Origin of the sequence: Dethiosulfatarculus sandiegensis (assembly GCF_000931935.2) — a bacterium.
Lineage (GTDB): Bacteria > Desulfobacterota > Desulfarculia > Desulfarculales > Desulfarculaceae > Dethiosulfatarculus > Dethiosulfatarculus sandiegensis.
This window is the reverse complement of record NZ_AZAC01000056.1, coordinates 188,726-213,389: the sequence shown is the minus strand read 5'-3', so window position 1 is coordinate 213,389 and position 24,664 is coordinate 188,726. Positions and strand designations below refer to the sequence as shown.

General features: G+C 49.1%; 17 protein-coding genes. 11 read left to right on the top strand and 6 right to left on the bottom strand.

Annotated elements, in window-relative coordinates; genetic code table 11:
• Positions 1-5: 5 nt before the first annotated feature.
• Complete coding sequence (lon, locus tag X474_RS21960) at positions 6-2,456, bottom strand: endopeptidase La (RefSeq protein WP_044352004.1); 2,451 nt, start codon at positions 2,454-2,456, stop codon at positions 6-8.
• Positions 2,457-2,796: 340 nt separating this feature from the next.
• Here lon and X474_RS21955 point away from each other — a divergent pair, with 340 nt between their 5' ends.
• The 3 genes from X474_RS21955 (at position 2,797) to X474_RS21945 (ending at position 6,475) form a co-directional block, all read left to right on the top strand.
• Positions 2,797-3,780: a TAXI family TRAP transporter solute-binding subunit gene (locus X474_RS21955; protein WP_044352003.1), complete on the top strand. Its 984-nt coding sequence runs from the start codon at positions 2,797-2,799 to the stop codon at positions 3,778-3,780.
• 141 nt (positions 3,781-3,921) lie between these two features.
• A complete protein-coding gene (locus tag X474_RS21950; protein ID WP_044352002.1) occupies positions 3,922-6,006 on the top strand; it encodes a TRAP transporter permease in 2,085 nt (694 codons plus the stop codon).
• Position 6,007: 1 nt separating this feature from the next.
• Positions 6,008-6,475 carry a universal stress protein gene (locus X474_RS21945; RefSeq protein ID WP_044352001.1) on the top strand — a complete coding sequence of 156 codons (468 nt, stop codon included), beginning with the start codon at positions 6,008-6,010 and terminating at the stop codon, positions 6,473-6,475.
• A gap of 93 nt (positions 6,476-6,568) precedes the next feature.
• On the opposite strand, the gene X474_RS21940 is transcribed toward X474_RS21945, so the two are convergent.
• A complete protein-coding gene (locus X474_RS21940; RefSeq protein ID WP_044352000.1) occupies positions 6,569-6,832 on the bottom strand; it encodes a TIGR04076 family protein in 264 nt (87 codons plus the stop codon).
• Between the two features lie 227 nt (positions 6,833-7,059).
• Between X474_RS21940 and X474_RS21935 the strand changes: the two genes are divergently transcribed.
• The 4 genes from X474_RS21935 to X474_RS21920 are packed head-to-tail and all read left to right on the top strand — an operon-like array spanning position 7,060 to position 11,453.
• The gene (locus X474_RS21935) at positions 7,060-8,448 is read left to right on the top strand and encodes an ABC transporter substrate-binding protein (RefSeq protein ID WP_052515508.1); all 1,389 of its coding nucleotides are present in this window, start codon (positions 7,060-7,062) and stop codon (positions 8,446-8,448) included.
• 31 nt (positions 8,449-8,479) lie between these two features.
• Positions 8,480-9,463 carry a carbohydrate ABC transporter permease gene (locus X474_RS21930; RefSeq protein WP_044351999.1) on the top strand — a complete coding sequence of 328 codons (984 nt, stop codon included), beginning with the start codon at positions 8,480-8,482 and terminating at the stop codon, positions 9,461-9,463.
• Positions 9,450-10,310 carry a carbohydrate ABC transporter permease gene (locus X474_RS21925; protein WP_052515507.1) on the top strand — a complete coding sequence of 287 codons (861 nt, stop codon included), beginning with the start codon at positions 9,450-9,452 and terminating at the stop codon, positions 10,308-10,310. Before X474_RS21930 ends, X474_RS21925 begins: the two co-directional genes overlap by 14 nt.
• Before the next feature lie 3 nt (positions 10,311-10,313).
• On the top strand, positions 10,314-11,453 hold the full coding sequence (locus X474_RS21920; RefSeq protein ID WP_082464560.1) for an ABC transporter ATP-binding protein: 1,140 nt from the start codon (positions 10,314-10,316) through the stop codon (positions 11,451-11,453).
• A 97-nt stretch (positions 11,454-11,550) separates the two neighbouring features.
• Here X474_RS21920 and X474_RS21915 read toward each other — a convergent pair whose 3' ends face one another.
• A complete protein-coding gene (locus tag X474_RS21915) occupies positions 11,551-12,699 on the bottom strand; it encodes an NAD-dependent epimerase/dehydratase family protein (protein WP_044351998.1) in 1,149 nt (382 codons plus the stop codon).
• A gap of 478 nt (positions 12,700-13,177) precedes the next feature.
• Between X474_RS21915 and X474_RS21910 the strand changes: the two genes are divergently transcribed.
• A complete protein-coding gene (locus X474_RS21910; RefSeq protein WP_156360884.1) occupies positions 13,178-14,308 on the top strand; it encodes a glycosyltransferase in 1,131 nt (376 codons plus the stop codon).
• A gap of 171 nt (positions 14,309-14,479) precedes the next feature.
• Here X474_RS21910 and X474_RS21905 read toward each other — a convergent pair whose 3' ends face one another.
• Positions 14,480-15,559, bottom strand: coding sequence for a glycosyltransferase (locus X474_RS21905; protein ID WP_197282225.1), 1,080 nt, complete (start codon positions 15,557-15,559; stop codon positions 14,480-14,482).
• A gap of 2,368 nt (positions 15,560-17,927) precedes the next feature.
• On the opposite strand from X474_RS21905, the gene X474_RS21900 reads away from it, so the two are divergent.
• From X474_RS21900 to X474_RS21890, 3 genes are read left to right on the top strand one after another with little or no spacing between them, the layout of a single operon-like run.
• Positions 17,928-19,016: a DegT/DnrJ/EryC1/StrS family aminotransferase gene (locus X474_RS21900; RefSeq protein WP_044351994.1), complete on the top strand. Its 1,089-nt coding sequence runs from the start codon at positions 17,928-17,930 to the stop codon at positions 19,014-19,016.
• A 35-nt stretch (positions 19,017-19,051) separates the two neighbouring features.
• The gene (locus X474_RS21895; RefSeq protein ID WP_044351993.1) at positions 19,052-20,374 is read left to right on the top strand and encodes a nucleotide sugar dehydrogenase; all 1,323 of its coding nucleotides are present in this window, start codon (positions 19,052-19,054) and stop codon (positions 20,372-20,374) included.
• Positions 20,375-20,394: 20 nt separating this feature from the next.
• Positions 20,395-21,990, top strand: coding sequence for a Gfo/Idh/MocA family oxidoreductase (locus X474_RS21890; protein WP_044351992.1), 1,596 nt, complete (start codon positions 20,395-20,397; stop codon positions 21,988-21,990).
• Positions 21,991-22,199: 209 nt separating this feature from the next.
• On the opposite strand, the gene wecB is transcribed toward X474_RS21890, so the two are convergent.
• Together wecB and X474_RS21880 are read right to left on the bottom strand one after the other, a co-directional pair.
• Positions 22,200-23,288: a non-hydrolyzing UDP-N-acetylglucosamine 2-epimerase gene (wecB, locus tag X474_RS21885; RefSeq protein WP_044351991.1), complete on the bottom strand. Its 1,089-nt coding sequence runs from the start codon at positions 23,286-23,288 to the stop codon at positions 22,200-22,202.
• Positions 23,289-23,567: 279 nt separating this feature from the next.
• Positions 23,568-24,647: an ABC transporter transmembrane domain-containing protein gene (locus X474_RS21880; RefSeq protein ID WP_044351990.1), complete on the bottom strand. Its 1,080-nt coding sequence runs from the start codon at positions 24,645-24,647 to the stop codon at positions 23,568-23,570.
• Positions 24,648-24,664: the final 17 nt, after the last annotated feature.

Sequence of the window (24,664 nt, the reverse complement as noted above, 5' to 3'; positions counted from 1 at the left end):
ATTCCTCATGATTTTTTGCGGGAACCGGACTTCCTGGTCCCGCTTTTTTTGGCGGCCTTTTTTTTGGATTTCCTGGGCTGGTCGGCAAAGGCCAGGTCCAGGACATCATCCATATGGGAAATCTGATGAAAAGTTAATTTTCTTTTAACATTGGCCGGGATCTCAGAGAGATCCTTTTGATTCTTGGACGGGACCAAAACCGTGGTCAGCCCGCAACGCAGAGCGGCCAGGGATTTTTCCTTTATCCCGCCTATGGGAAGCACCTTGCCGGTAAGGGTGATCTCGCCTGTCATAGCCACATCTTCCTTCATGGCCACACCGGTCAGAGCGCTTACCATGGCCGTGCATATCGTCACCCCTGCGCTGGGGCCGTCTTTGGGGATAGCCCCGCTGGGCACGTGCAGGTGCAGGTCCATATTCTCGTAAAAATCCGGATCCAGGCCCAATTGGTCAGCCCTGCTTCTGATATAGGTCAGGGCGGCCTGGGCCGATTCGCGCATGACCTCTCCCAACTGGCCGGTAAGGGTGAGATTCCCCTTGCCTTCCAAGGGCGAAACCTCAATCCTGAGAACCTCTCCGCCAAAGGCGGTCCAGGCCAGTCCGGTGGCCACGCCCACTTCACCCTCGGCCTTGTCATCCTCCGGTATGAACTTAGCCACTCCCAGATACTTGACTACGCTGGACTTGACTATGCGGAAGTGGCCTTTTTTCCCTTCCGCCACCTTACGGGCCACTTTACGGCAAAGGGAGCCCAACTCCCGCTCCAGGCTGCGCAGCCCGGCCTCGCGGGTGTAGCCCCTGATCACTTCGAATATGGCCGAGTCGCTTACGGTTATATCCGACGGTTTGAGCCCGTTTTCCTTAATCTGCCGGGGCAGGAGATGCCTTTTGGCGATTGTCACTTTGTCTTCATCGGTGTAGCCTGAAAGTTCAATCACCTCCATGCGGTCGAAAAGCGCATCCGGAATGGTGTCTTCCATATTGGCCGTGGTGATGAACATCACCTTGGAGAGATCAAAGGGCAAATTCAGGTAATGATCTGAAAAGGCATCATTCTGCTCAGGATCCAGCACCTCCAAAAGGGCCGAAGAGGGATCGCCCCTGAAGTCGCTGCCCACCTTGTCCACCTCGTCGATCATAAAGACCGGGTTGTTGGAGCCCGCGCTCTTCAAACCCTGAATAATGCGTCCGGGCAAGGCCCCGATATAGGTTCGGCGGTGTCCCCTGATCTCGGCCTCATCCCTGACTCCGCCGAGGGAGACGCGTACGAACTTGCGTCCCACGGCCTTGGCTATAGACCTGCCCAATGAAGTCTTGCCCACCCCCGGAGGGCCCACAAAGCAAAGGATGGGGCCTTTCATCTTGGGGTTAAGCTTGCGCACGGCCAGATATTCCAGAATGCGTTGCTTGATCTTGGCAAGGTCGTAGTGATCCTCGTCCATGACCTTTTTGGCTTTTTTAATATCCAGACTGTCCCTGGTGGATTTGGACCAGGGCAGGTCAAGAATCCAGTCGAGATAGGTTCGCACAATTCCCGCCTCGGCCGCTTCCGGCTGCATGCGCTCCATGCGGCCCAGCTGTTTTAGCGCCTCTTTGCGAACCTCTTTGGGCAGGGCCTTTTTCTCCAAGGCCTCCCTCAAGGTGGCTATCTCCTGGCCTCTTTCCTCGGCATCCCCCAATTGGCGGTTTATCACCCGCATCTGCTCGCGCAGGTAATATTCCCGCTGGCTCTTGCTCATCTCTTCCTGGGCCTCGGACTGAATCTCGGCCTGCAGGGTGGAGACTTCCAGTTCTTTATTGAGCTGGGAATAGACAAGCTCCAGGCGGGTCTTGGAATCTGTTTCCTCCAATATGCTCTGGGCCTCTTCGGTTTTGAGCCTCAGATTGCTGGCCACCAGATCCGCCAGGCGGCCGGGGCCTTCCACCGAGTTTAAGATAGCCATGACATCGCTGGACAAAAGCCCCCTTAAAGCCAATATCTTTTCACTGGCTTCGCGCACACTGCGCATAAGGGCTTCCAGGTTGGGGGAAAGATCTTCCTGCTCCGGCTCTTCTTCGTTTAACGGATCAACCGATACTTCAAAAAAGGGCTTTTTCTTTTTCCAGTCAGAGATAGCTGCCCTGGTTATCCCTTGAACCAGCACCTTCAACCGGCCGTCGGGCAGCTTGAGCTGGCGCATGATCATACCCACCGAGCCCACTTCATAAAGCTCGTCCGGATCAGGTGAATCCACATTGGGATCTATCTGGGTGGTCAAAAAAACCAGCTGATCACGGTTTTGGGCAGCCTCCACCGCCAGAACCGAAGACTCCCTGGCCACAAAAAGAGGCAAAATCATATAGGGGAAAACCACCACGTCCCGCACCGGCAACAGGGGCAGGGTTTCAGGCAGGTTTTCCTCGTCCAGCTGCTCAGCCAGTTCACTTGTATTTATGTTGTCTGTGGGTGCGGCCATTTTCTTCACCTAATAGTTAATAATCATTTATTTTCCCGGCCATTATACAGGCTCGGCCGGACCGGCGCCCCTACATCCTATCAAACCGCCGGTGCCTGTCAACAAGCCCCCAAGAGCCTATCAAACCGCCGGTGCCTGTCAACAAGCCCCCAAGAGCCTTTAAGGGCCTTGGCTCATATCAACGTAGACATTACCCCTTTTATTGTATTAGTATAACCTGCATACTGGGTATTAAGCTAAAGCAGGGCGCCAAATAACCTACAAAAAACAGGGGTTAATCTTGGTGTCAACCTGCTTATTTGTTAAAGGGGCTCCACTAATCCATAAGGAGGATATCGCCATGAAAAAAATGCTCGTGGCCGGTCTGTTCGTAGTTCTGGCCTTATCATTGGGAATGGCTCCCCCACAGGCCTTGGCCAAGGAGTATAAAATCAAGATTGGCGGAGGGCCCACAGGCGGCACATTCAACGCCTTTGCCAGCGGCATGGCCGCCTATGTGCCAAAAGTAGACGCCAACATTGCCTGCACCGCGGTGGGTTCAGGCGGCAGCGTGGCCAATGTGCGCCGGGTCAACGCCAAAGAATCTGACCTTGGCCTTTCCTATGGCGGCGATCTTTGGTTGGGGGCCAACGGCAAGCTGCCTAAGGACACCAGAAAATACGATAATGTCCGCATAATCGGTTTCCTCTACGGGGCCCCCGCCCAGCTGGTGGTCAGGGCTGATTCAGGCATAAAAAGCGCCAAGGACCTGGCCGGCAAGAGAGTGGCCGTAGGCAACGCGGGTTCCGGCGCGGCGGCCAGTTGCGAACGTTTTTTCAGACATCTCGGAACCTGGGACAAGATGAAGCGTCAGTTCCTGGGCTATTCCAAAGCGGCCCAGAACTTCCTGGACCGCAAATTGGACGCCTTCTGGGTGCTGGTGGGATACCCCAACCGCTCCATAATCGAGGCCAACTCAAGGGCTGAAATAACCTTGCTAAATGTGGGCAACGATGCCAAGGAAAGCGGCTTTTTCAAGGCCATGCCCTTTTACCAGCCCACAGAGATCCCGGCCGGCACCTACAAGGACGTTCCGGCATGCAGCACATTCCAGGACGCCACCTTCCTGACTGTAAACAAGGACATTTCAGCCGACCTGGTCTACAAGCTCATGACCATACTGTGGTCCCAAAAGGGTATGCGCGAGATGACCACCCGCAAAAAGACCTTCAAAACCATGACCATGGAAAACAATTTCAAGGGCGCTCCGATCCCCCTGCATCCCGGGGCGGTGAAATTCTGGGAAGAAAAGGGCGTAAAGGTGGCTGACAACCTTAAACCGTAATTTTAAAAAAAACGCCTGGCTCCCGGAGGGAGGCCGGGCCAGGCGTTTAATTTCCATGGGCGTTTGGGAGGCCTTTATTAGTCCATATGGGGAGGGGGCTCTATCGGCTCCCTTTTCTATTGCCTGGTACGGAGTTGGCTGATGAACGAAGTTCTTGAGAATGCAACCCAGGTTGAGGACAAAGAAAAACTGGACGAAATAGTACGCAAGGATTCCAAGGTCGGCAGGGCCATGTATGGCTTCTGGAACTACATAAACGCTTCCTTGGGCATCTTTTTAGTGCTTTTTTATTTTTATCAGGCAGGAGTAAACCCGGTGGACAACCAGTACAGCCTGGGAGTCTATGTGATGGTTACTTTTGTCATGGTTTTTTTAGCCTACCCCGCCCGCCGTGAATCACCGGAAGACAGACCCTCCCTTTTTGACTTATTCCTCAGTCTGGTGACCATAGCGGCAATCGGCTATTGGATGATGGAATTTGAGGATCTTAACTACCGCATGGGTGCGGAGACCGACCTGGACACAGCCTCCAGCGTACTCGGCATACTGCTTTCCCTGGAGGTGGCCCGCAGGGTCCTGGGCTGGGCCTTGACCATAGTGGGTATTGTGTTTTTGCTTTACTGCCTTTTCGGTGATCTGCTCTCCGACATTCCGGTTCTGAAAGCCTTTGCCCACGACGGCTTCACCATCAAAAGAAGCCTGAACCACATCTATCTCAAGTCGGAAGGCGTCTTCGGCATCATGGCCGATGTGCTGGTGACTTATGTTATTCTCTTTATCTTCTTTGGGGCGTTTCTGAAAAAATCAGGAGCCGCCCGCTTTTTCCTGGACCTTCCCACCGCACTGGCAGGCAGGGCCGTGGGCGGACCGGCCAAGGTGGCGGTGATAGCCTCAGGCTTTTTCGGTTCAGTCTCAGGTTCGGCCATCGCCAACACCGTCTCCACTGGGGCCTTTACCATCCCCTTGATGAAAAAGGCCGGTTTCAGGCCCCATGTGGCCGGAGCCATTGAGCCCAGCGCCTCTATCGGAGGCATGTTCATGCCCCCCATCATGGGCGCCGGCGGCTTTATAATGGCCGAGATGACTGAAATCCCCTATGTTGATATCATGAAGATGGCCATCTTCCCGGCGGTTGTCTACTTCCTCTCGGTCTATGCCATGATCCACTTTGAGGCCAAACGCTATGGCCTCAGGGGCAAGCCCCAGCCCGGAGATCCCACAGCCTGGGAAATCCTGAAAAAGGAATGGTACCTTTCCCTGCCTCTGGTGATCATCATCATCCTCATGCTCAAGGGTTATTCCCCGGGCCTGGCCGCCTTTTACGCCACTGTGAGCTGCATTGTGGTGAGCTGGTTCACCAAGGACCACAAAATGGGGCCGCGACAGATTGTGGAAGCCATGGTGGAGGGAGCCAGAAACACCATAATCATCGGAGCCACGGTGGGGGTTATCGGCATTATCGTGGGGACCATTGCCTTGACCGGCATTGGGCTTAAATTCTCCCAGATCATCATTGACCTTTCCTACGGCATCCTGCCCTTGGCGGTTCTTTTGATCGGCCTGGCCTCCCTGGTGCTCGGTATGGGCGTGCCGGTTACCGCGGCCTACCTCATAACCGCGGTGCTGACCGTAAGCGCCATGAGCCATATGATATCCATGGCCAACTTCGGCGTGCCCTATGCCGACATCCAATACAACGAACAGATGATGGCCCAGGCGGGCTGGGTGCTGATAGCCTCGCATATGATTGTGTACTGGTTCAGCCAGGACTCCAACATTACCCCGCCGGTCTGCGTGGCCGCCTATGCCGGTGCGGCCATCGCGGGATCAGACCCCTGGAAAACAGGCTGGACAGCCTTTAAATTCGCCAAGATGCTTTATATTGGCCCCCTTTTGTTCGCCTTTTCCCCGGGCTTTTTACTCCACGGCTCCTGGGACCAGATAGTTATGGCCTATGTAACGATCACCCTGGGCACCATTGCCTTTTCCAGCCTGACCATGGGTTATCTGCTCTGCCCCACCAACGTGCTGGAATGGCTCATGATGCTGGTGGCCACCGCCCTTTTATTTTTCCCGGTGTTGCTTCCGTTCTTGCCCAAACTGGCCGTGGACCTGATAGGCATCGGCTTTTGGGCGGGAGTGGTGATTTTGCAAAAGGTCCGCATCAAGAAAGATCCCACTTTGACGCTGCCCATCCAGGAAAGGATGAAGCTCAAGGAGGCCTGAAATGAACCCGGTTAAACCCATTGCCAGGATTCTTTGTCCCTTGGATTTTTCTCAGTTTTCCAAGGATACGGTGGATACCGCCGTCTTCATGGCGGAGAAGCTCGATGCCAGTGTGCTTTTTCTGAATGTGGTGAACGAAAGGCTTTTCCAGGATCTGAAAAGGGCCAGTGGAAGAGTGCGCTCTCTGGACGGGGTTTTTGACCAGTCCATTCTGACCATGGAAGAGGAAAGATCCCAACAGATGAGGGACATTTTAAAAAAAAGCAACGTGGACACTATTATCCACGAGTCAAAAGTGGCGGTGGGGTTGCCCTATGAAGTAATCATTAAAACCGCGGAACAGGAGAAAATAGACCTTATTATCATGGGAGCCAAGGGGCATGATTCATTAAGCCGCAGGCTTCGTTTCGGCAGCTCGGCGGAAAAGGTCTTTCGCCGCTCTTCCTGCAGGGTCTTATTTGTGCGCTAACCCGAAGCCTCCCTTGTGTAAACCGGTTATTTCCGAGAGCCTTTTCATAAAGGGCTCTCGGAAATCTTAAAAGACGCGTCTTGCTGCCCACTCTCAATCCATCTTTTCCAGGGTGAAGACCACCGGATTATCCGGATCCGGACAAACCAGTTCCAGCCTGCCCTCTTCATCCAGCCAGGGTATGGAGGCATCAAACATAAAGGCCCTGATCATGGGATCCAGGGCGCTGTAGGCGTGTACACACAGGCCTTCGGGGGTGTGCGCCTCGACCACCCACTCGTCACCAGGCTTATGTCCAGCGTGACAGGTCCCCTCAACTGATTTAACCTTGATCTTGACCTTACGATAATCCGACATTGAAACCTCCGGCCTTGCCCTGGCCTACATGGTTGACCCCTGATGAGCCGAGGATTTAAGATATGCTAACCATATCACCTAAAACCCGGTACAGATAAATATTAACAACCGGACCAAAACCAGTATCGACCGAAAAGGCCCCTCCGGGCAATCAGATCCAAGGGGGCTTTTCACCTGAATTTAAAAAAAAGCCCGGGTAGGACCGTTCTCGGCCAAAGGAGGACACCATGCAAAGGTCCCTTGGCGAAAAAAACAGATTTAAAAAATGGACGTCTGCCTTTTGGGGGATGTTTATCCTGCTTGTCTGTCTCACCACCGGGCTAAACGCCCTGGCCGCAGCTTCTGAAATCAGTTTCTGGACCACAGAGGTGGAAAAAGACCGGCTTACAGTGCAAAAAAACCTGGCCCGGGATTTTGAAAAGAAAAGCGGCATAAAAGTCAAGATCATTCCCGTGCAGGAAAACAGGCTTAACCAAAGGGTTACCGCTGCCTTTGCCGCCCGTAAACTGCCGGATGTCATGTACCACCCCCTGGACTACACCATGGGCTGGGCGGAAAGCGGCATCTTAAACCCCAAGGCCGCGGAAGAGGTCATTACCAAGCTTGACAAGGCCACCTTTGCCCAAGGCCCGTTGGAAATGGTTAAAACCCAAAAGGGGCATGCGGCAATTCCCTTGGACGGCTGGGGGCAACTCTTGCTCTACCGTAAAGATCTTTTCAAAGAGAAAAACCTGGACAGGCCGGATTCCTGGGACAAGATACTGAAAGCCGCCAAGGCCCTGCACAATCCGCCCCTGTTGTGGGGTTTCGAGGTGGCCACAGACCCTGGGCAGGCTTACACTCAGCAGGTCTTCGAACACATAGCCCTTTCCGGCGGGGTCAGGCTTCTCGATAAATCAGGCCGGATCGACCTGAATACCAAGGCCATGATAAATGCCCTTGATTTTTATAAAGAATTGGCCCAATTCACCCCGCCCGGAAACCTTTACTGGCTCCACACCAGAATGGATTATCTTTCGGGGCGGGCGGCGATGATTGTGTGGTCGCCTTTTATTCTGGACGAGCTCTCGGGCCTGCGCCGGGACCAGCCCGTGGCTCCCGATCTGGCCCAGGGCAAACCGGGTTTTCTGGCCAAGAACACAGGCTTTGTAACCAGCATCCAAAGTTCCGGGGGCAAGGCCCAATATGGAATGGTGAACTATCTGGGCATTACCGCGGACGCCCAAACCAAACCGGCCCGAGCCTGGGTGGAGTACCTGCTTCAAGAGGGCTACACAAAATGGCTGGCCATGGCCCCTGAGGGCAAACTCCCCTTGCGAAAAGGCACCCCCCAAGATGCCGATGCCTTTATCAAGGCCTGGAAAGAACTTGAATTCGGAGTGACCAGGCGGGCCAAGATATCGTCTTTTTACGGTCCTGAAACAGTATCTGCCATTCTGAAGGGCGCAGACGACTTTGACCGCTGGGGATTCAAGGCGGGCAAGGGATATCTCATGGCCCAGATCTACGGCTCCAAACTAATTGCCAGGGTCTTGAAACAATTTTTGGACGGTGAGTTGACTGCGCCCCAGGCCGCGGCCCTCATGGATCAAAAAGTCAAGGAATTGAATAAGTAAAAACGGCATATGCATAAAAGGGGGGGATTAATTGAACCCGAACAAGGCCGAAAACACTCTTTCCTCCACCAGGGTCGAGCTCAGCCTGGAGAAAAGGGAAGCAAGGCTGGCTTTCGGGCTATTGGCCCCCACCGCCCTGGTGGTGCTTTGCATCATCATCTTCCCCCTTGTCTGGAATATCTGGCTCAGCTTAAAACCGGTGGAACTGGCCCAGTTAAGGGGAGAATCCCTTTTCGCCTGGAATCTGGGATGGGACAACTACCTGAAAATCTTAAGCGACCCTGAGCTGCCCGCCATACTGGCCGCCACCTTGAGCTATGCATCTTTAGGCAGCGGGCTATCGATTATCCTGGGTTTGATCGCAGCCCTCTGCCTGCAAGGGCCCTTCAGAGGCAGAGGAGTTTTAAGGGGGTTTTTCATTTCTCCCTATATAGCCCCTGTGGTGGCGGTGGCCTTTACCTGGGGTTTTATCCTGGACCCTCAACTCGGCATCCTGAATTGGTTCGGCATGGAACACGGGCTTTGGGAAAAACCGCTTGCCTTTTTCTCCGCCCGCTGGCTTGAACTTGATTTATGGGGGGTTGAGTTCTCTATTCCCCTGGCCCTCTTCTCTGTAATCCTGTTTGAGGCCTGGCGCTATTTTCCCTTTGCCTTTCTTTTCATTCTGGCCAGGTTGCAGGCCATTCCCCCTGAACTTAATTATGCGGCCCAGGTGGACGGGGCCGGTGTGTGGCAGGTATTCAAACATATCACCCTGCCCCAGCTCTATCCGGTGCTGGCCAGCCTGTTTTTGTTCCGCTTTATCTGGACTATTAACAAATTTGACGACATTTTCCTTTTGACCAGGGGGCAGTCGGGAACCATGGTCCTGGCCATTAAAGTCTATGACTATGCCTTTGGCCAATTCAACCTGGGTCTGTCCTCAGCCCTGGCCATATGCATGTTTTTGTTTCTGACTATTTTACTGGCCGCTTATTTTCGCTGGATCATAAGGAAAGCCCATGCCCTGGTTTAAAAGCAAAGACAAAAGGGAACGGCTTTTCTGGGGCGCGATGAAAATCCTGGGCCTGGCCTTTTTCACCATCCTGGTCGGCTTTCCCTTTTACTGGATGCTGGTCTCTTCGCTGAAGCCCTTGCAGGAAATTCTGATGAACCCCAGTAACCTGCTTCTGGACCTGGGGCGAATAAGCCTGACCGCCTATACCCAAGTGCTTTTTGAACACGGTTTTCTGCGCTATCTCTTAAACAGCGCCTTCATCTCCCTGGCCACGGTTTTGCTCACCCTGGTTCTGGCCACCTTGGGGGGATACGCAGTCACAAGGCTGGGTTTCAGAGGTAAAAAGACCCTTTCCGGCGGCATTCTGGCCATATATATGCTCCCGGCCATAGTGCTGGTGATTCCCCTGTATGTGCTTTTAACCAAATTGGGCCTGCACGACTCCCTTCCGGCCCTGGTAATGGTTTATCTGGCCCAGACCCTGCCGGTGGCCCTTTATATGCTTAGAAGCTATTTCCTGACCTTGCCGGTGGAACTGGAATATGCGGCCATGATCGACGGCTGCACCAGGCTGCAGATAATCCGGCGCATCATATTGCCGCTGGCCGCGCCCGCTCTGGCCAGTGTGGCGCTCTACACCTTTATGATCGCCTGGAACGAATTTCTCTTTGCCTTCATGCTTTTGGATACACCGGAAAAATTCACCCTCTCCCGAGGGGTGGTCCAACTGGCCGAAAGCGTACACCTCTCCAAACAGCTGGTAATGGCCGCCTCGGTGATGACCACGGTTCCGATAATGGTTTTATTTCTCATGTTTGAACGTTTTCTGATCCAGGGACTCACCAAGGGGGCGGTAAAGGGATAAATCATGGCAAAGCTGGAGCTTACTGATCTGCATAAAAATTTCGGAAAAACCAAGGCCCTTGACGGAGTGAATCTCAAGGTGGCCGACCAAAGCCTCTGCGTTCTGTTAGGGCCTTCGGGGTGCGGCAAAAGCACCCTGCTCTACATTGTGGCCGGGCTGACCAGCCAAGACCAGGGACAGATCAAACTGGAAGGCAACCCCATTGACCACCTTTCCCCCAGGGAAAGGGATATCGCCATGGTTTTTCAGAACTACGCCCTATATCCCCACATGACCGTGGCCCAAAACCTGAGCTTCGGGCTTGCCATGCGCAAAGAACCCAAAAAAGTGATTCAAAGCCGGGTTAGTGAGACTGCCGAACTCCTGGGCATAACAGACCTGCTGGGCCGCAGGCCGGGCCAGCTCTCGGGAGGGCAAAGGCAGAGGGTTGCCATGGGCAGGGCCCTGGTGCGCAGGCCCAAGCTTTTCCTCCTGGATGAACCTTTGAGCAACTTGGACGCCAGGTTGCGGGCCCAGGTGCGCCTGGAACTGAAAAGCCTGCATAAACGCCTGGGGGCCACCATGGTTTATGTCACCCATGATCAGGTTGAGGCCATGACCCTGGGAGACCAGGTGGTGGTAATGGAAAACGGTAAAATCAGACAAACGGGCAGCCCGGCCGAGATATACAACCAGCCTGCCGACACCTTTGTGGCCGGTTTTATAGGATCGCCCGCCATGAATCTGATTCCGGGCAGGTTGGAGAACACGCCCAAAGGCCTGGTTTTTTCCTGCCGGAGAGAGGAAATATCCCTGCCCAAGGGACTTAGCCCGCGAAAGTCGCCGCTTGATATTTTATTAGGGATCAGGCCGGAAGACCTTCATCTGGGGCATGGCAAGGAAATCAAACTAAAGGCTGATCTCAGGCTCTTGAGCGACCTGGGCCCGGAGAAGCTTCTGCAACTTGACTGGGCGGGTCATGAGTTGACCATGCGGGCCGACAAAAAAGCCCTCCCGGCGCAAGATGAAACACTTTCGGTGAGCCTTGACTTTGAGCAACTACATTTTTTCAAGGATGAAAGGAGATTTGAACTTACGGCTGATAAGCAGCCAAGTCAGACCGGCAAGGAGGATGCTGAAAGGCACCCGCATCAACAACACTAAACGGTATTGATCGTGGAAAAAGTGATTGGAAAACGATCCAACCCGGGTTCTAATCTTTTTTTTCCAAAACCCGGGTTGGATCCTGGGCAAATTGAGACTATTTCCAGGTCACATTCCTGAAGATCTTGTGAGTGTCAATATTGTCCTTATAACGTAAGACCGTTTCCATAAACCGGGCCAGAACCTCATCGGTAAGGTAATTGGGCTCAAGCCCCAATTCGATCAAGCCTGAATGGGCCGGATTGTAGTAATGCTCATCGGCTTCCACCCGGGGGTTGGGCAGGTTCTCTATCTGTACATCCAGGCCCAGGCCCTTGCCCACCCTCTGCACCATTAAAGCCAGCTGATTCACACTGAAGGTCTCTACAAACTGGTTGAATATGCGCAGTTCACCGGGCTGAGCCGGATTTTCCAGGGAGAGGCGCACGCAGTTAAGGGTGTCTTTGATATTGAGGTATCCCCTGGTCTGACCACCGCCGCCGTACACGGTCAAGGGATAGTCGGCCACCGCCTGCACGGCAAAACGGTTCAATACCGTTCCAAAAAGCTCGTCATAGCTAAAAAACGGGAAAAGCTTTTCATCGTCGCCCGTCTCATCGGTAACCAGGCCGTAGACCGGGCCCTGCATAAGATCAGTGGCCCTGATGCCCCAGGTGCGCACATAGAACCACAAAAGGTCGGTATCCATGATTTTAGTGGTGTGGTAAAGGCTGGAAGCCTGACGGGGATAAAGGAACTTATGGGAGCGCCCCTTGTGCTCCACCTCAAGCCAGCCTTCTTCAATATCAATATTGGGAGTGCCGTATTCCCCCATGGTTCCCACCTTGACCAGATGGGCGTCCGGGCAAAATTCATGCACTGCCATTATCACATTGAAGGTGACATCCAGGTTGTTTTTGAGGGTCAGGTCTGCGGCCCTTCTGTTCAGCATTGAATAGGGGGCTGAAGGCTGCTCGGCATAATGCATCACCGCTTCGGGATCTGAAGCCTTGAACACCTCGGCCACAAAATCCCATTCCCTTAAGTCGCCGATCATGACCTCGACTTTATATCCGCTCTTGGCTTCCCATAAGCGAGCCCGTTCATGGAGACTCGGAACCGTAAATAACGGCTCCACATCTTCTTCAGTGCTGACTATACGGCGCAGGTAGTTATCCACCACAGTCACCTTGTGCCCTCTGGCCGAAAGATTCATGGCCGTGGGCCAGCCCAGGTAACCATCACCGCCCAAGATCAGAATATTCATAAGTTGAACACCTTGAAGTGGTTTGTAAAAGGAAAAGTAAAAAGACTATGAAATTTTAACAAATACCACTTTCTATGAACAGCAAGCAGATCATATATTCAATGACGTGAGCCAGGGCCCAGCACATCTCCTTCAATTTATACCTGAGCGTCGCTTGTTCAGCTAATTTACACATGTCTATAATGAAAAATAGGTAAGTACTGGTTTGCGTGTTTTTTTCATCAAAACTCACCGCGAAAAGACATGCTTTTTTAAAAATTACAACACAGTCCCTTAAATAGATAACAAACAAAAAAACCACGTATTAAATAAGAATTCGGCTACTAGGCCTGATACTGTTTTTGGATAAACAGTTTTTACTATCCTGCTGCTATTGTTTATGTACCCCTTGACATTACGGGCTTAAAGAGTACATATTTTTAAATTCCATTTACTCTTATCAGCAATATCGAACCCTCTATAGGAATATAAGCATTTCGTGAGGAAAACCATTGTTCACATAATCACCAGCACCGATACAGGAGGAGCGGAGAATATGTTGAGCAACCTCATAGAAGGTGCTTCTTCGCGGACTGCTCATCGGGCTGTAATCAGCCTCCTTCCTCTTGGCGCCATAGCGGAAAAAATCAATGCGTTCGGTGTAGAGACTCTTTCCCTGAATATGAAATCAGGGGCCGACGCCCTGCTTTACCTCAGCCGCCTGGCCCGGATGCTCAGAGTGCTGAAGCCTGATCTGGTGCATACCTGGATGTATCATGCCAACCTATTGGGATCTCTAGCCGCATTTTTGGCCGGAAGACCACCGGTTGTCTGGGGCCTGCATCACAACAACCTGGCTTTCAGCGCCAATAAGAAATCCACCCTGATGGTGGCAGGGCTGTGCGCTCCAATATCCCACTTTCCCTTGGTGAAAAAAATTATCAGCTGTTCACAAGAGGCATTGGCAACGCACAGGAAACTGGGCTATTGCTCTCCCAAAATGCAGGTAATACCAAACGGATTTGACCTAAACAGGTTCAAGCCTGATCCTTCCGCCCGTCAAGAATTGCGCATCTGTCTGGGACTTGCACCAGACACACCCATCGCCTGCATGGTGGGCCGCTGGGACCCTCAAAAGGATCCGGAAAACTTTATAAAAGCCGTCGCCAAGGCGCACCGTGAAAGTCCCCGGAGCATCTACCTTATGTGCGGAAAGGGCTTTGACAACAAAAACAGTCAATTAAAAAGCATGCTACGTAACGCGGGCATATCAAAAAAAGTTTTGCTTTTGGGTAAACGGGACGATATTCCCTTTATAATGGCTGGGATTGACCTGTTGGTTTTACCATCAAGGGGAGAGGCCTTCCCCATGGTAATGGGAGAGGCCATGGCCTGCGGCACCCCTTGCGTAGCCACCGATGTTGGGGACGCAGCCTATTTAAACGGAAATTTGGGTTGGATTATTCCGCCAAGAAACCATGAGGCCCTTGCCAAGGCCATGGTTAAGGGTTTGTCTTTAGGAAAAGACCAACGGGAAATCCTGGGGATGAAGCTCAGATACCGGGTAAGAATGAACTTCAGCTTGGCTGATACGGTTAAAAAATACGAAGCCTTATATGCACGAATATAATCTACTTTTTAAAAGCTATCTTCGATCTCGTCTCGCATCAGACTGTTGGAAGTTACAACGCAATCTGCAGATACAATCATTTTTTACGCCACTTGCCGGTCATTAATTAAAAACGGCAAGCCCCTTTCGCAGGCCGGGCTGTTTATCCAAGGGAATCAATATCACAAAAAACTAACCCAACTCTCTTAAAAAACCCAATCGTTGTTTTTCCTTGATCCCCGCATCCAGATTCTCTTCAGTATGACAACGGGCCTTTCGCCTCATTGCTGTATTCTTAAATACCCGATCAATAAACGTGGAAATGGAATCCATCTCCTTTACATAATTATCTTCTGTATTTTCAATACGCAGGGCAAAAGGGGCATCAGCAGGCAAATCCGGATCAACATATGCGTAAACCATGGGAATGCCCATGGCCAGGTACTGCCTTGATTTAAGCGGACAGGCCTGATCCAGATTTTTACGATGCAAAGCCAAGGTGGAAAACGCCAGATCCGCCCCTTTTAAAAGCTCCGTAACTTCAAATTCCGGCGGCCGGCCGTGAAACACCAAGTTAGACTTGTTTCGGCGATGAACGCCGATTACATGAAAAATTATATTGGGCATGAGCCCGGCCAAGTGGGTAATCTTGTCCAACCCCTGCCACCTCTGTTCGCTGGAACAGACAAAATACACTTGAGGGGTTTTATTACCCGTATCTTCTACAAAGGGATAATCTGCACAGGAAATCCCATTGGCTATGGTGGCCGTGGATTTATGCCAGGAATCATAAGAGCTTGCCAGCTCAGGCGTTACGCATACCAAACCATCGGCCAAAGGCAAGACGGCTCTGCGGCCGAGTTTATTGTAGGCCCAAAGCAGGCGATTGGTCACACGCCATTCCTTATCCTCGTCACTGTTGATCTCAAAAACCAGTCTGCGGGCCGCACGTTTCAAGGCTACAGGTAAAAACGGCATAAATAGAAGATAACGACAATAGCAAAAATCGTAGTCCATATTTCTTGTCATACGCATAAGGCGATAAGATGCCACTATCTGGCGTTGAAAGAACCAGGCTCTCCCTGCGGGCAGGCTAAAACTGAAAGGTGTGGATTTGGGTTGCATGTGAAGGTCGAACAACCTGAGTGATTCATAGGACAGCAAGTCAACCTCAATACCCATTTTTTGCCAGGCGGCAACCTGAGAGGCGATCTTGACCGCAACTCCGCTGGCCGGCTTGGGATCTGAATCGCAAATATACAAAATCTTCAAATTATATAACCCTTCCCCCTGAGGCCTTTCAAAACAGCGCATAGAAATTGCCAGGGGAGTACAGGACAAGGCTCAATTGCTTGAAATTGCATCCCGGCCAGAGGCTTTTTTGCCAGTCCCGACGCCGAAAGACACTATTGGGCACACAACTTCCACTCCCGGAAACCAGCACCGGCGAATAAGTTCTATTCCCTCAAACAAAGCATTATATTAACCGCAATTCCACTTAACGTCAGCTAAATGGCGGTGAGCGGTGGAGTAATCTATTTACATAAACGGTCTGTTTGACATCTCCCATACTTTTTCTGGCTTTTGCTGAAATGTTAAGTGGTGATTCAACCTGTCATGTTCACGGCTATTTTCTTTCCCCGAAAATGGGCTGTCACGGTTAAGCTTTTTTCAACTTCCTCAGATGGCCAGAAAATCATGCTGGTTTTAAGGCTGTTCATCGGGGTCCCCGAAATGCGAAGCATTTAAGGGGTGGCTCGTCGGGGTCCCCGAAATGCGAAGCATTTAAGGGGTGGCTCGTCGGGGTCCCCGAAATGCGAAGCATTTAAGGGGTGGCTCGTCGGGGTCCCCGAAATGCGAAGCATTTAAGGGGTGACTCGTCGGGGTCCCCGAAATGTTCCAATTTTCATTCAGGGTTACTGCCCCCGAATGATCACAACTCTTATGGCGGGACATAAAGGAGCAAGCATAGCTCTCATTTGATGTTTCCTTGGTGAGCCCTAACTGATTACAGGCAGCGTTTAACTGCGGCCCATCACCCCCGCTAGCTTATTATTTCTTAACCATTTTTCAAAAAATCTTACTGCCTAACCTGTGGAGCATCCCCGTTTAAAACACAAGGCTTCTCAAACCAGACAGGCCGGGATTCATAATTTAAATATCAAATGCCCCTGCGACCTGAGACACTCACACCAAAATGTCACCAGGAAAAAACTGCTTGGGTCCGGCTTATATAAAAAGCTCCAATCCACTTGAATTACATTAACTTCCACTCTATGGTCAAGGGAAGAACATCCAATTCAAAATTCAGGGATCAGCCTGCGCTCCCCCTATTTATCGGAGAAGACAACCCATCACTTAGGACTGTTTTTAGGGCAAAGAGCATGGCTGTTAAAAACTCCGGAATACGCGAGAGAAGCAATACTTAAAATGGTTTGGGCTCTCTACGCTTTGTGATATTAATTGCAATATGCATTGACTGGGTGTAGAAATTCAGGTATCAGTCATCGTAGTTTAAACAGTAGGGCTATCAATTTAATAATACAAATAGAACCAAGTAAATACACAGGAGACAACTTTAAGCTTACAGAGTGGGAATAGCGGATATAATAGGTCTTGCCTTTGCACCGCTGGTCAAAAGATTAGCCTTTGCCGCCGGAGCGTTTGTTTAAAAAACTTTGACAGCCAAAACAATCCCGGATCCATACTCGAGAGGCGATAACACAGTCTCCAAACTCACCTTCTTGCACTTGTAAGCTTGGCTGCCCGATATATGGTTTACCATGCCATACCTAGCCCCAAAATCAAATTTTACTCCCATCAACTTGGGTTGAGACAGTGGTATACTGCAGACTATTTATCTCACATATCAGGATAAAAGCTGCGGAGTAAAATCTTAACTTAAAAGTAACCTATCCTGCTATAGTAGAAAGTGTTACCCTGTCTCCAAAACGAATCAATTCGAATAAAATATTATCCAACCTTATTATTAACAAGGGGGGCTAACGAATTATCTGAGCATAACAAAAAATTTAGAGTTTTACCTGTACAGCACAAATGACATACAATAACTTTTATTAAATAAGTCGTTATTATAGAATTATTTTAAACTGACATTACCAAATTCCCCAACATAAAAAATAAAGAAAAGAGTCTTAAAATTTACTACTAACTTTTTACCATACTCTTTAATAAGTCTTAAATTTTGCAGAATTCAGTTGCTATCATTTAAGGACAATCCAGGGGATTCGCCTACGCTTACCGGCGTTAGGTTTCCCGCTTTTTACTCCGGATCCATGGATATTTGTTTTATCAAATGAACAAAACTCTTTCTTCATCGCTGGCATCGAATCTTCAGGAGCCCTGTATCTTGTTTTAAATTGAAAAAAATAAGCAACCAGCATCAACAGTATAGGTTTACTCTCAGAACCCGTCTGTGAGCGACTTGGGACGATTTTTCCGCTCACACCTCTTTTTTTTTAGCCCAAAGAAGGGTATTAAAACCAAACAGCAATACTGAAAAAAAACGCCAATATGGCGATTTATTTCTTCTTGGCCTAAGCAAGTCGGCTTTACTAATCTAATATATAGTAAATAGGCCATCAAACAAATACGTCACCAATATAAGAGGGGATGAGACATGGACTTCATCGATTTAAAAGCACAACAGGCGTTGATCAAAACCAAGTTGGATGAGCGCATCCAGGAGGTCATGGCCAGCGGTCGCTATATAATGGGGCCACAAATCAAGGAACTGGAAGATGCCCTGTCCGAATATACCGGCGCCAAACATTGCCTCAGCTGCTCCAGCGGTACTGACGCTTTATTGCTGGCCATGATGGCTTTGGGCGTAAAGGCGGGTGATGAGGTGATTACCACACCGTTCACCTTCATAGCCACAGGTGAAATGATCGCCCTTTTGGGCGCCAAGCCGGTTTATGTAGATATCGACCCTGCCACCTATAATATTGATCCCGGCAAAATCGCCGAAGCCATTACAGACAAAACCAAAGCCATCATACCAGTCAGCCTTTACGGGCAATGCGCCGACATGAACGAAATCAACAAAATCGCGGCAGATCATGACCTTCCTGTAATTGAAGATGCGGCCCAAAGCTTTGGTGCAACTTACCAGGGCAAAAAATCCTGCACCCTCACCACCATCGGCTGCACCAGCTTCTTCCCTGCCAAACCGCTGGGCTGCTATGGCGACGGCGGGGCCTGCTTTACGGATGATGCAGAGTTGGCCACCCAAATGCGCTACCTCAGGGCTCACGGACAGGATCGCCGCTACCATCATCCTCTTATTGGTCTCAATGCCCGCATGGACACCATGCAGGCAGCTATTTTAATGGAAAAACTGGCTATATTCCCCAATGAAGTTGAAGCCCGCGCCAAAATCGGCGCCCGTTACAGCCAGGAATTCGGCGATAGTGTAAAGACCCCAGTCATCAAAGACGGGAACACCCATGTTTATGCTCAGTACACTGTTGAAGTTGATAATCGCACCCAGGTGCAGGAAGCTCTAAAGGAAAAAGGGATTCCAACGGCAGTGCACTACCCGGTTCCCCTGCATCTCCAGCCTGCTTTTGGGTTCCTTGGCCAGGGTGAAGGAACCTTCCCGGTAGCGGAAGCAGCCTCGCAAAGGGTTATGAGCCTGCCCATGCACCCTTATCTTAAAGAAGAAGATCAGGACACTATTGTTGCCGCAGTCAAAGCTGCTTGCTAAATAGGGTTGTTTGTTAATTTGCGGAGAGTCATCTAATGGACTTTAAAAATACTTTAATCAGTAAATTGAATGATAAAACCTCCCTTATCGGGGTGGTTGGCATGGGTTATGTGGGCCTGCCTATTGCCTTGCGGTTTGCCGAAGTCGGTATAAAAGCTCTGGGTTTTGACGTCGATCCAGTAAAAATCGACAAACTGAACCAGAAGCAAAGCTATATTGAGCATATTTCCGCTCAAAAAATAGCAAAAATGATAGAAGCAGACCTGTTCAGCGCCACAGGCGATTTCAAGCGCCTTGCGGACTGCGATGTGGTTATTATTGCGGTCCCCACACCATTGACCGATAAAAAAGAACCAGACCTTAAATACGTGGTTGCCACAGCCGAAACAATTCAAAAATTCATTCGGCCCGGTCAGGCTATCAGCCTGGAATCCACCACCTATCCCGGGACAACCAAAGAACATCTGCTTAGCCGTTTTGAACGGGCTGATATGAAGGTTGGTGAGAATTATTTTCTCATTTACAGCCCCGAGCGTGAAGACCCCGGCAACCCGGATTTTTCCATCCATCAGATTCCCAAAGTGGTTGGCGGCATCACACCATCCTGCCAGGATGTCGGAGAAGCAATTTATGGTTGCATCCTGGACAGGGTGGTGAAGGTAACATCACCTGAAGTAGCGGAACTTACAAAAGTTTTTGAGAATATTTTTCGCTGCGTAAACATTGCCCTGGTTAATGAGCTGAAAATGCTCACCGACCGCATGGGCATTGACGTTTGGGAGGTAATCAAGGCCAGCTCCACCAAACCCTTTGGATTCATGCCTTTTTTCCCCGGTCCCGGGTTGGGGGGCCACTGCATCCCCATAGACCCTTATTATCTGAGTTGGAAGGCCAAAGAGTACGATTTCTCCACTAGATTCATCGAGCTGGCCGGCGAGGTCAATACCTCGGTGCCTTACTGGGTCGTACAAAAGCTTTCCGAAGCCCTGAACAAACAAAAAAAGTGCATGAACGGCTCAAAAATCATGTTGCTGGGGGTGGCGTATAAGAAAAATGTAGATGACATGCGCGAATCCCCTGCCCTGGTTCTCACAAAACTTCTCCTAAAAGCCGGTGCTGAAGTTTGCTACCATGATCCATACATTCCGGTATTGCCTCATACCCGTGAGTTTCAACTGGACATGACATCTGTCCCGTTGACACCGGAAAATCTGACAAAAATGGATGCTGTGCTTATAGTAACGGATCATGACAATGTGGATTACCAACTGGTGGTTAACCATTCAGCCCTTGTGGTGGACACCCGCAATGCCCTGGACAGGCTGAATGAAAAATCTAAAAATATAGTAAAAGCCTAAAACTGAATGGAATGTGATAAATGAGCGCCAAGAACTCAAGCGAAATAAAAGTAGCCGCTATTGGGGCAGGCTACTGGGGTAAAAACCTTATTCGTAACTTTGAAGCCTTAGGTGCGCTTAAGGTGATTTGCGAGTCCAACCCTGATACTCTCGAAAATTTCAAAAAGTTATACCCAAATGTACAGGGCGAACTCAACATTGATAAGGTTTTGAGCGATCCTGAAATCGATGCTTTATCCATCTCCACCCCGGCTGAAACGCACTTCGACCTGGTGAAAAAGGGGCTTTTGGCTGGTAAGCATGTTTTTGTTGAAAAACCACTTTGCCTAAAGACAGATGAAGGTAAAGAGCTGACCAGAATCGCAAATGAATGCGAACGCGTCTTAATGGTCGGACACCTTCTGCACTATCACCCTGTGGTCATCAAGCTTAAGGAGCTGATCAATAATGGTGTATTGGGACGTTTGCAATACATCTATTCCAACCGCCTCAACCTCGGTAAAATCCGCACTGAAGAAAACATTCTTTGGTCCTTTGCTCCCCATGACATCTCTGTGGTGTTGGCTTTAACCGGTCAATCCCCGGACACCGTGAGTACTCAGGGCTCTTATTTCCTCAACAAAAACGTTGCTGATGTAACTGTAAGCAACCTTACCTTCCCCTCCGGTATAGCAGCCCACATTTTTGTATCCTGGCTGCATCCCTTTAAAGAGCAAAAACTGGTGGTGGTTGGCGATCGCAGCATGGCGGTCTTTGATGACACAGAGCCGGACGACAAGTTGTTGCTCTATCCCCACCAGGTCATGTGGAAAAACGGAGTACCTGTACCGGATAAAAAAGAAGCTCAAAAAGTGGAATGGGAAAAAAGTGAGCCTCTAAGGGATGAATGCGCCCACTTCCTGGAATGTGTCGCTTCCGGAACAAACCCTCTTACCGATGGAGAAGAAGGCCTCAGAGTGCTTAGTGTATTGGCCGCCTGCCAGGAATCCATGCAAAAAGGCGGCGAAGCGATCAAGCTTAATCCCCTTAAGGATGCGGGACTGGAATATCAGGCCCATCCTTCCGCATTAGTGGACAATGGGGTCAGCGTGGGTAAGGGGACCAAAATCTGGCATTTTTCCCACGTGCTTTCGGGCAGCGTAGTCGGCGAAGACTGCAACATCGGGCAGAACGTGGTTATTGGACCCAACGTAACGGTTGGAAACGGATGCAAAATCCAAAACAATGTCTCGATATACAAGGGAGTGACCTTAGAAGATGATGTCTTCTGCGGCCCTTCCATGGTGTTTACCAACGTTTTCAACCCGCGCTCTGAAATCAAACGTATGGATGAAGTCAGAGACACTGTAGTGAAAAAAGGCGCCAGTATCGGAGCCAATGCCACCATCGTGTGCGGAAACACCATTGGCAGCTATGGCTTTATCGGCGCCGGTTCAGTAGTTACCAAAGATGTACCGGATCATGCTTTAATGGCGGGCAACCCTGCTAAGCAAATCGGCTGGATGTGCCGTTGCGGTGAAAAACTTCTGACTAAAGATGATCATATCTTCAAGTGCCCTGCTTGCGAGGCTCAATATGTGGCAACTGAAAACGGTCTGAAATTGGAATCAAAATAATTTCGCTAATTAAGGCAAAAAATTATGGGCATACAGGTATTATTAGTTCCTGCATGCCCATAATATAGCTTGCATCGTAGACTGTTACATAGTCTATTTGGTCAAGTCCAATTGGGGAGAGCGAGTTAACTATTCAGTTAGTCGGCTTTCTTTACTTAGATTCATGTATCAAAAGGCCAAAAAAACGAATTACTACGGAAGCTGTCTTTCTAATTTACCCCCTTCAAAACCTGTATTATCTTTTGTCCGGTATCACCGTGCCCATAAGGGGATTCCTTTGAATCAAGTGGAAAATTTAAAGCGTTTTTAACCTGCTGTATCAAATCATCAGGTTCTTTGACGTTAGCCAATCTGCTCCAGCCGAGCCTAAGCAATTCCACCCATTCTGTTTCATCACGTAGGACAACACTAGGGACATTGTGAAAAAAAGCCTCTCGTTGTACCCCACCAGAATCGGTTGCTATGGCGGCGGCATTTTTTTCCAGCATGACCATATCTAAATAACCAACGGGTTCAATTAATTTAAAAGAGTCTTTAGAGTTGATCTTTTGAGTTAATTTTTTAAGTTTATTACGTGTACGTGGATGGACCGGAAAAACAACAGGTATTTCATCGGCTATTTTATCAAATGCCTGTATTATATTAGCCAACAACGCGGGATTATCAACATTCTGAGGGCGATGCACCGTGGCAAGAATAAAATCTTGGGATTTTAGACCCAACTCATTCAAAATATAACTTTTTTCTTCTGCCTTTTGGGCATAAAACAAAGCAGCGTCATACATAACATCACCAACTTGGTGAATTTTGTCCTTGGAGATTCCTTCTTTGGCTAGGTTCTCCACTGCCGGGGTGGTTGGCGCAAACAACACTTGAGCTGCATGATCTGTGAGCACCCGGTTGATCTCTTCAGGCATACGCCTATTAAATGAACGTAAACCCGCTTCAACATGAGCTATAGGAATCTGTAGTTTGACTGCAGCCAAAGCACCGGCCAGGGTGGAATCCGTATCACCATAGACCAACACCCAATCAGGCTTTTCCTTGATAAGCACTTTTTCAATGGCCTCAAGCATGCGTCCGGTGTTTTGACCGTGGGTGCCGCCTCCAACGCCCAAATTATAGGATGGTTCAGGAATCATCAACTCGTCAAAAAAGATTTGGCTCATGACAGTATCATAATGCTGCCCAGTATGTAGTAAAATATCCTGCATATCGTCATGATAAGCTAACAATCTAGACGTGACTGCGGCTTTGATAAATTGAGGCCGCGCACCAATAACCGTTACTATATTCATAACTATCAAATCTCCACTTAATACATAAAAACTAATAAAATTTACGATTTAGAATTTGGAAAAATTTTAAAAATGTGCTTAGGATTTGATGGCAAATTTTAACGCCGTTTTTTTATTGAATCTTTAATATGGGCATTTAATATCGACAAAATATGTTATATTATAAAATTCAATAGTGAAGAAATAAACAGATTTTTTATGCTACTGTAGTAAATATATATAGAATTTTACTTCCGAAAAACAGGTTAAAAAACCAATCTTTTTAAAAGGGTATTCGGTTTAGTAATCTTCATCCAGTGGAGTTGCATCTACCTCATTAGAAGATTTAGCTTTTAATGATTCTGGGAGTTTCCCATGACGAATTATATAAAATGCTCTACCAAAATAATTAAAAAACACATGGAAATTTGTAAATACTTTAGGCGCTATTCGTAAGCGAGACAAAACAAAAATTGCAACAAAAATATAAAACATTAACCCGCCATGTACCTGATCTTTTTGCGGGAAGACAAGGAACCAGAACATAATTACGGCAGTAGCCAAGGCGTATAGTAGGCCCCCCAAAAAATTACCCATGTGAGGCATAGTTAGCCGCCTACGGTAGGTATTCATAAAAATGGGATCTGGTACTTTAGCGGTAATCTCTTGATATGAACCACTAATTGATTTTAATTCCTTTAATAAATCTGCCTTAGCAATTCTATCGAAAGCAGCATCAGATTCCATATCTTGAGAAACTTTTTTAGCCATGCGCCAGACAATTGCTTGTCCACTAAATGCCAAAGTCATAACGATCAGCAAGCTAATCGTCGCGTAGTGATTTATATAAAACAGCACGGGAAAACCTCCTAAGGCAACTCCTAGAGGCATCACCATTGTTGAAAATTCATAAGCGATACGTCCCCCAAATCTACAGTCTTTACTTATAAGTGTAACTATTTGATTGTCGGTTAACGTTTTATATAATTTTGAATCACTTTGCAGAATTTTGATCAGTCTTTCAGCACATTTCTTTTCGTAATCGACCATTACACTTACAGCAATCAAACTATGCAAATACATTAAATAAGCAGAAAGAGCCGCAAAAACAAATGCAATGATTGGTAACCACATTACCGAAGTATTTTCTATCTCAGAAAAAATATTAGTAATGAATTTAGGTAGGGAAAGGCTGTGGGCCATAGTGTACATAAGCGTACCAGCCGCTACTGTTTGGGCAAGTACGACTAATGCGGAAAGAACACCAATAGTTAAAAGGCGAAACCAAAATACGGAGAGTACATCACGTGCTACGATAAAAGGTGATGGGCCCAGACCCATTTCTTTTTTGAAAATTAACAAGTTTAGAAATTTTTTCAATGCATGGGTTCCTTAAA

Excerpts from the sequence above, each read along its gene's own strand:
- X474_RS21935 (WP_052515508.1), top strand. The coding sequence starts at position 7,060 with ATGCAAAGGTCCCTTGGCGAAAAAAACAGATTTAAAAAATGGACGTCT.
- X474_RS21940 (WP_044352000.1), bottom strand. The coding sequence starts at position 6,832 with ATGTCGGATTATCGTAAGGTCAAGATCAAGGTTAAATCAGTTGAGGGG.
- X474_RS21920 (WP_082464560.1), top strand. The coding sequence starts at position 10,314 with ATGGCAAAGCTGGAGCTTACTGATCTGCATAAAAATTTCGGAAAAACC.
- X474_RS21955 (WP_044352003.1), top strand. The coding sequence starts at position 2,797 with ATGAAAAAAATGCTCGTGGCCGGTCTGTTCGTAGTTCTGGCCTTATCA.
- lon (WP_044352004.1), bottom strand. The coding sequence starts at position 2,456 with ATGGCCGCACCCACAGACAACATAAATACAAGTGAACTGGCTGAGCAG.
- X474_RS21925 (WP_052515507.1), top strand. The coding sequence starts at position 9,450 with ATGCCCTGGTTTAAAAGCAAAGACAAAAGGGAACGGCTTTTCTGGGGC.
- X474_RS21890 (WP_044351992.1), top strand. The coding sequence starts at position 20,395 with ATGAGCGCCAAGAACTCAAGCGAAATAAAAGTAGCCGCTATTGGGGCA.
- X474_RS21915 (WP_044351998.1), bottom strand. The coding sequence starts at position 12,699 with ATGAATATTCTGATCTTGGGCGGTGATGGTTACCTGGGCTGGCCCACG.
- X474_RS21900 (WP_044351994.1), top strand. The coding sequence starts at position 17,928 with ATGGACTTCATCGATTTAAAAGCACAACAGGCGTTGATCAAAACCAAG.
- X474_RS21950 (WP_044352002.1), top strand. The coding sequence starts at position 3,922 with ATGAACGAAGTTCTTGAGAATGCAACCCAGGTTGAGGACAAAGAAAAA.
- X474_RS21945 (WP_044352001.1), top strand. The coding sequence starts at position 6,008 with ATGAACCCGGTTAAACCCATTGCCAGGATTCTTTGTCCCTTGGATTTT.
- X474_RS21895 (WP_044351993.1), top strand. The coding sequence starts at position 19,052 with ATGGACTTTAAAAATACTTTAATCAGTAAATTGAATGATAAAACCTCC.
- wecB (WP_044351991.1), bottom strand. The coding sequence starts at position 23,288 with ATGAATATAGTAACGGTTATTGGTGCGCGGCCTCAATTTATCAAAGCC.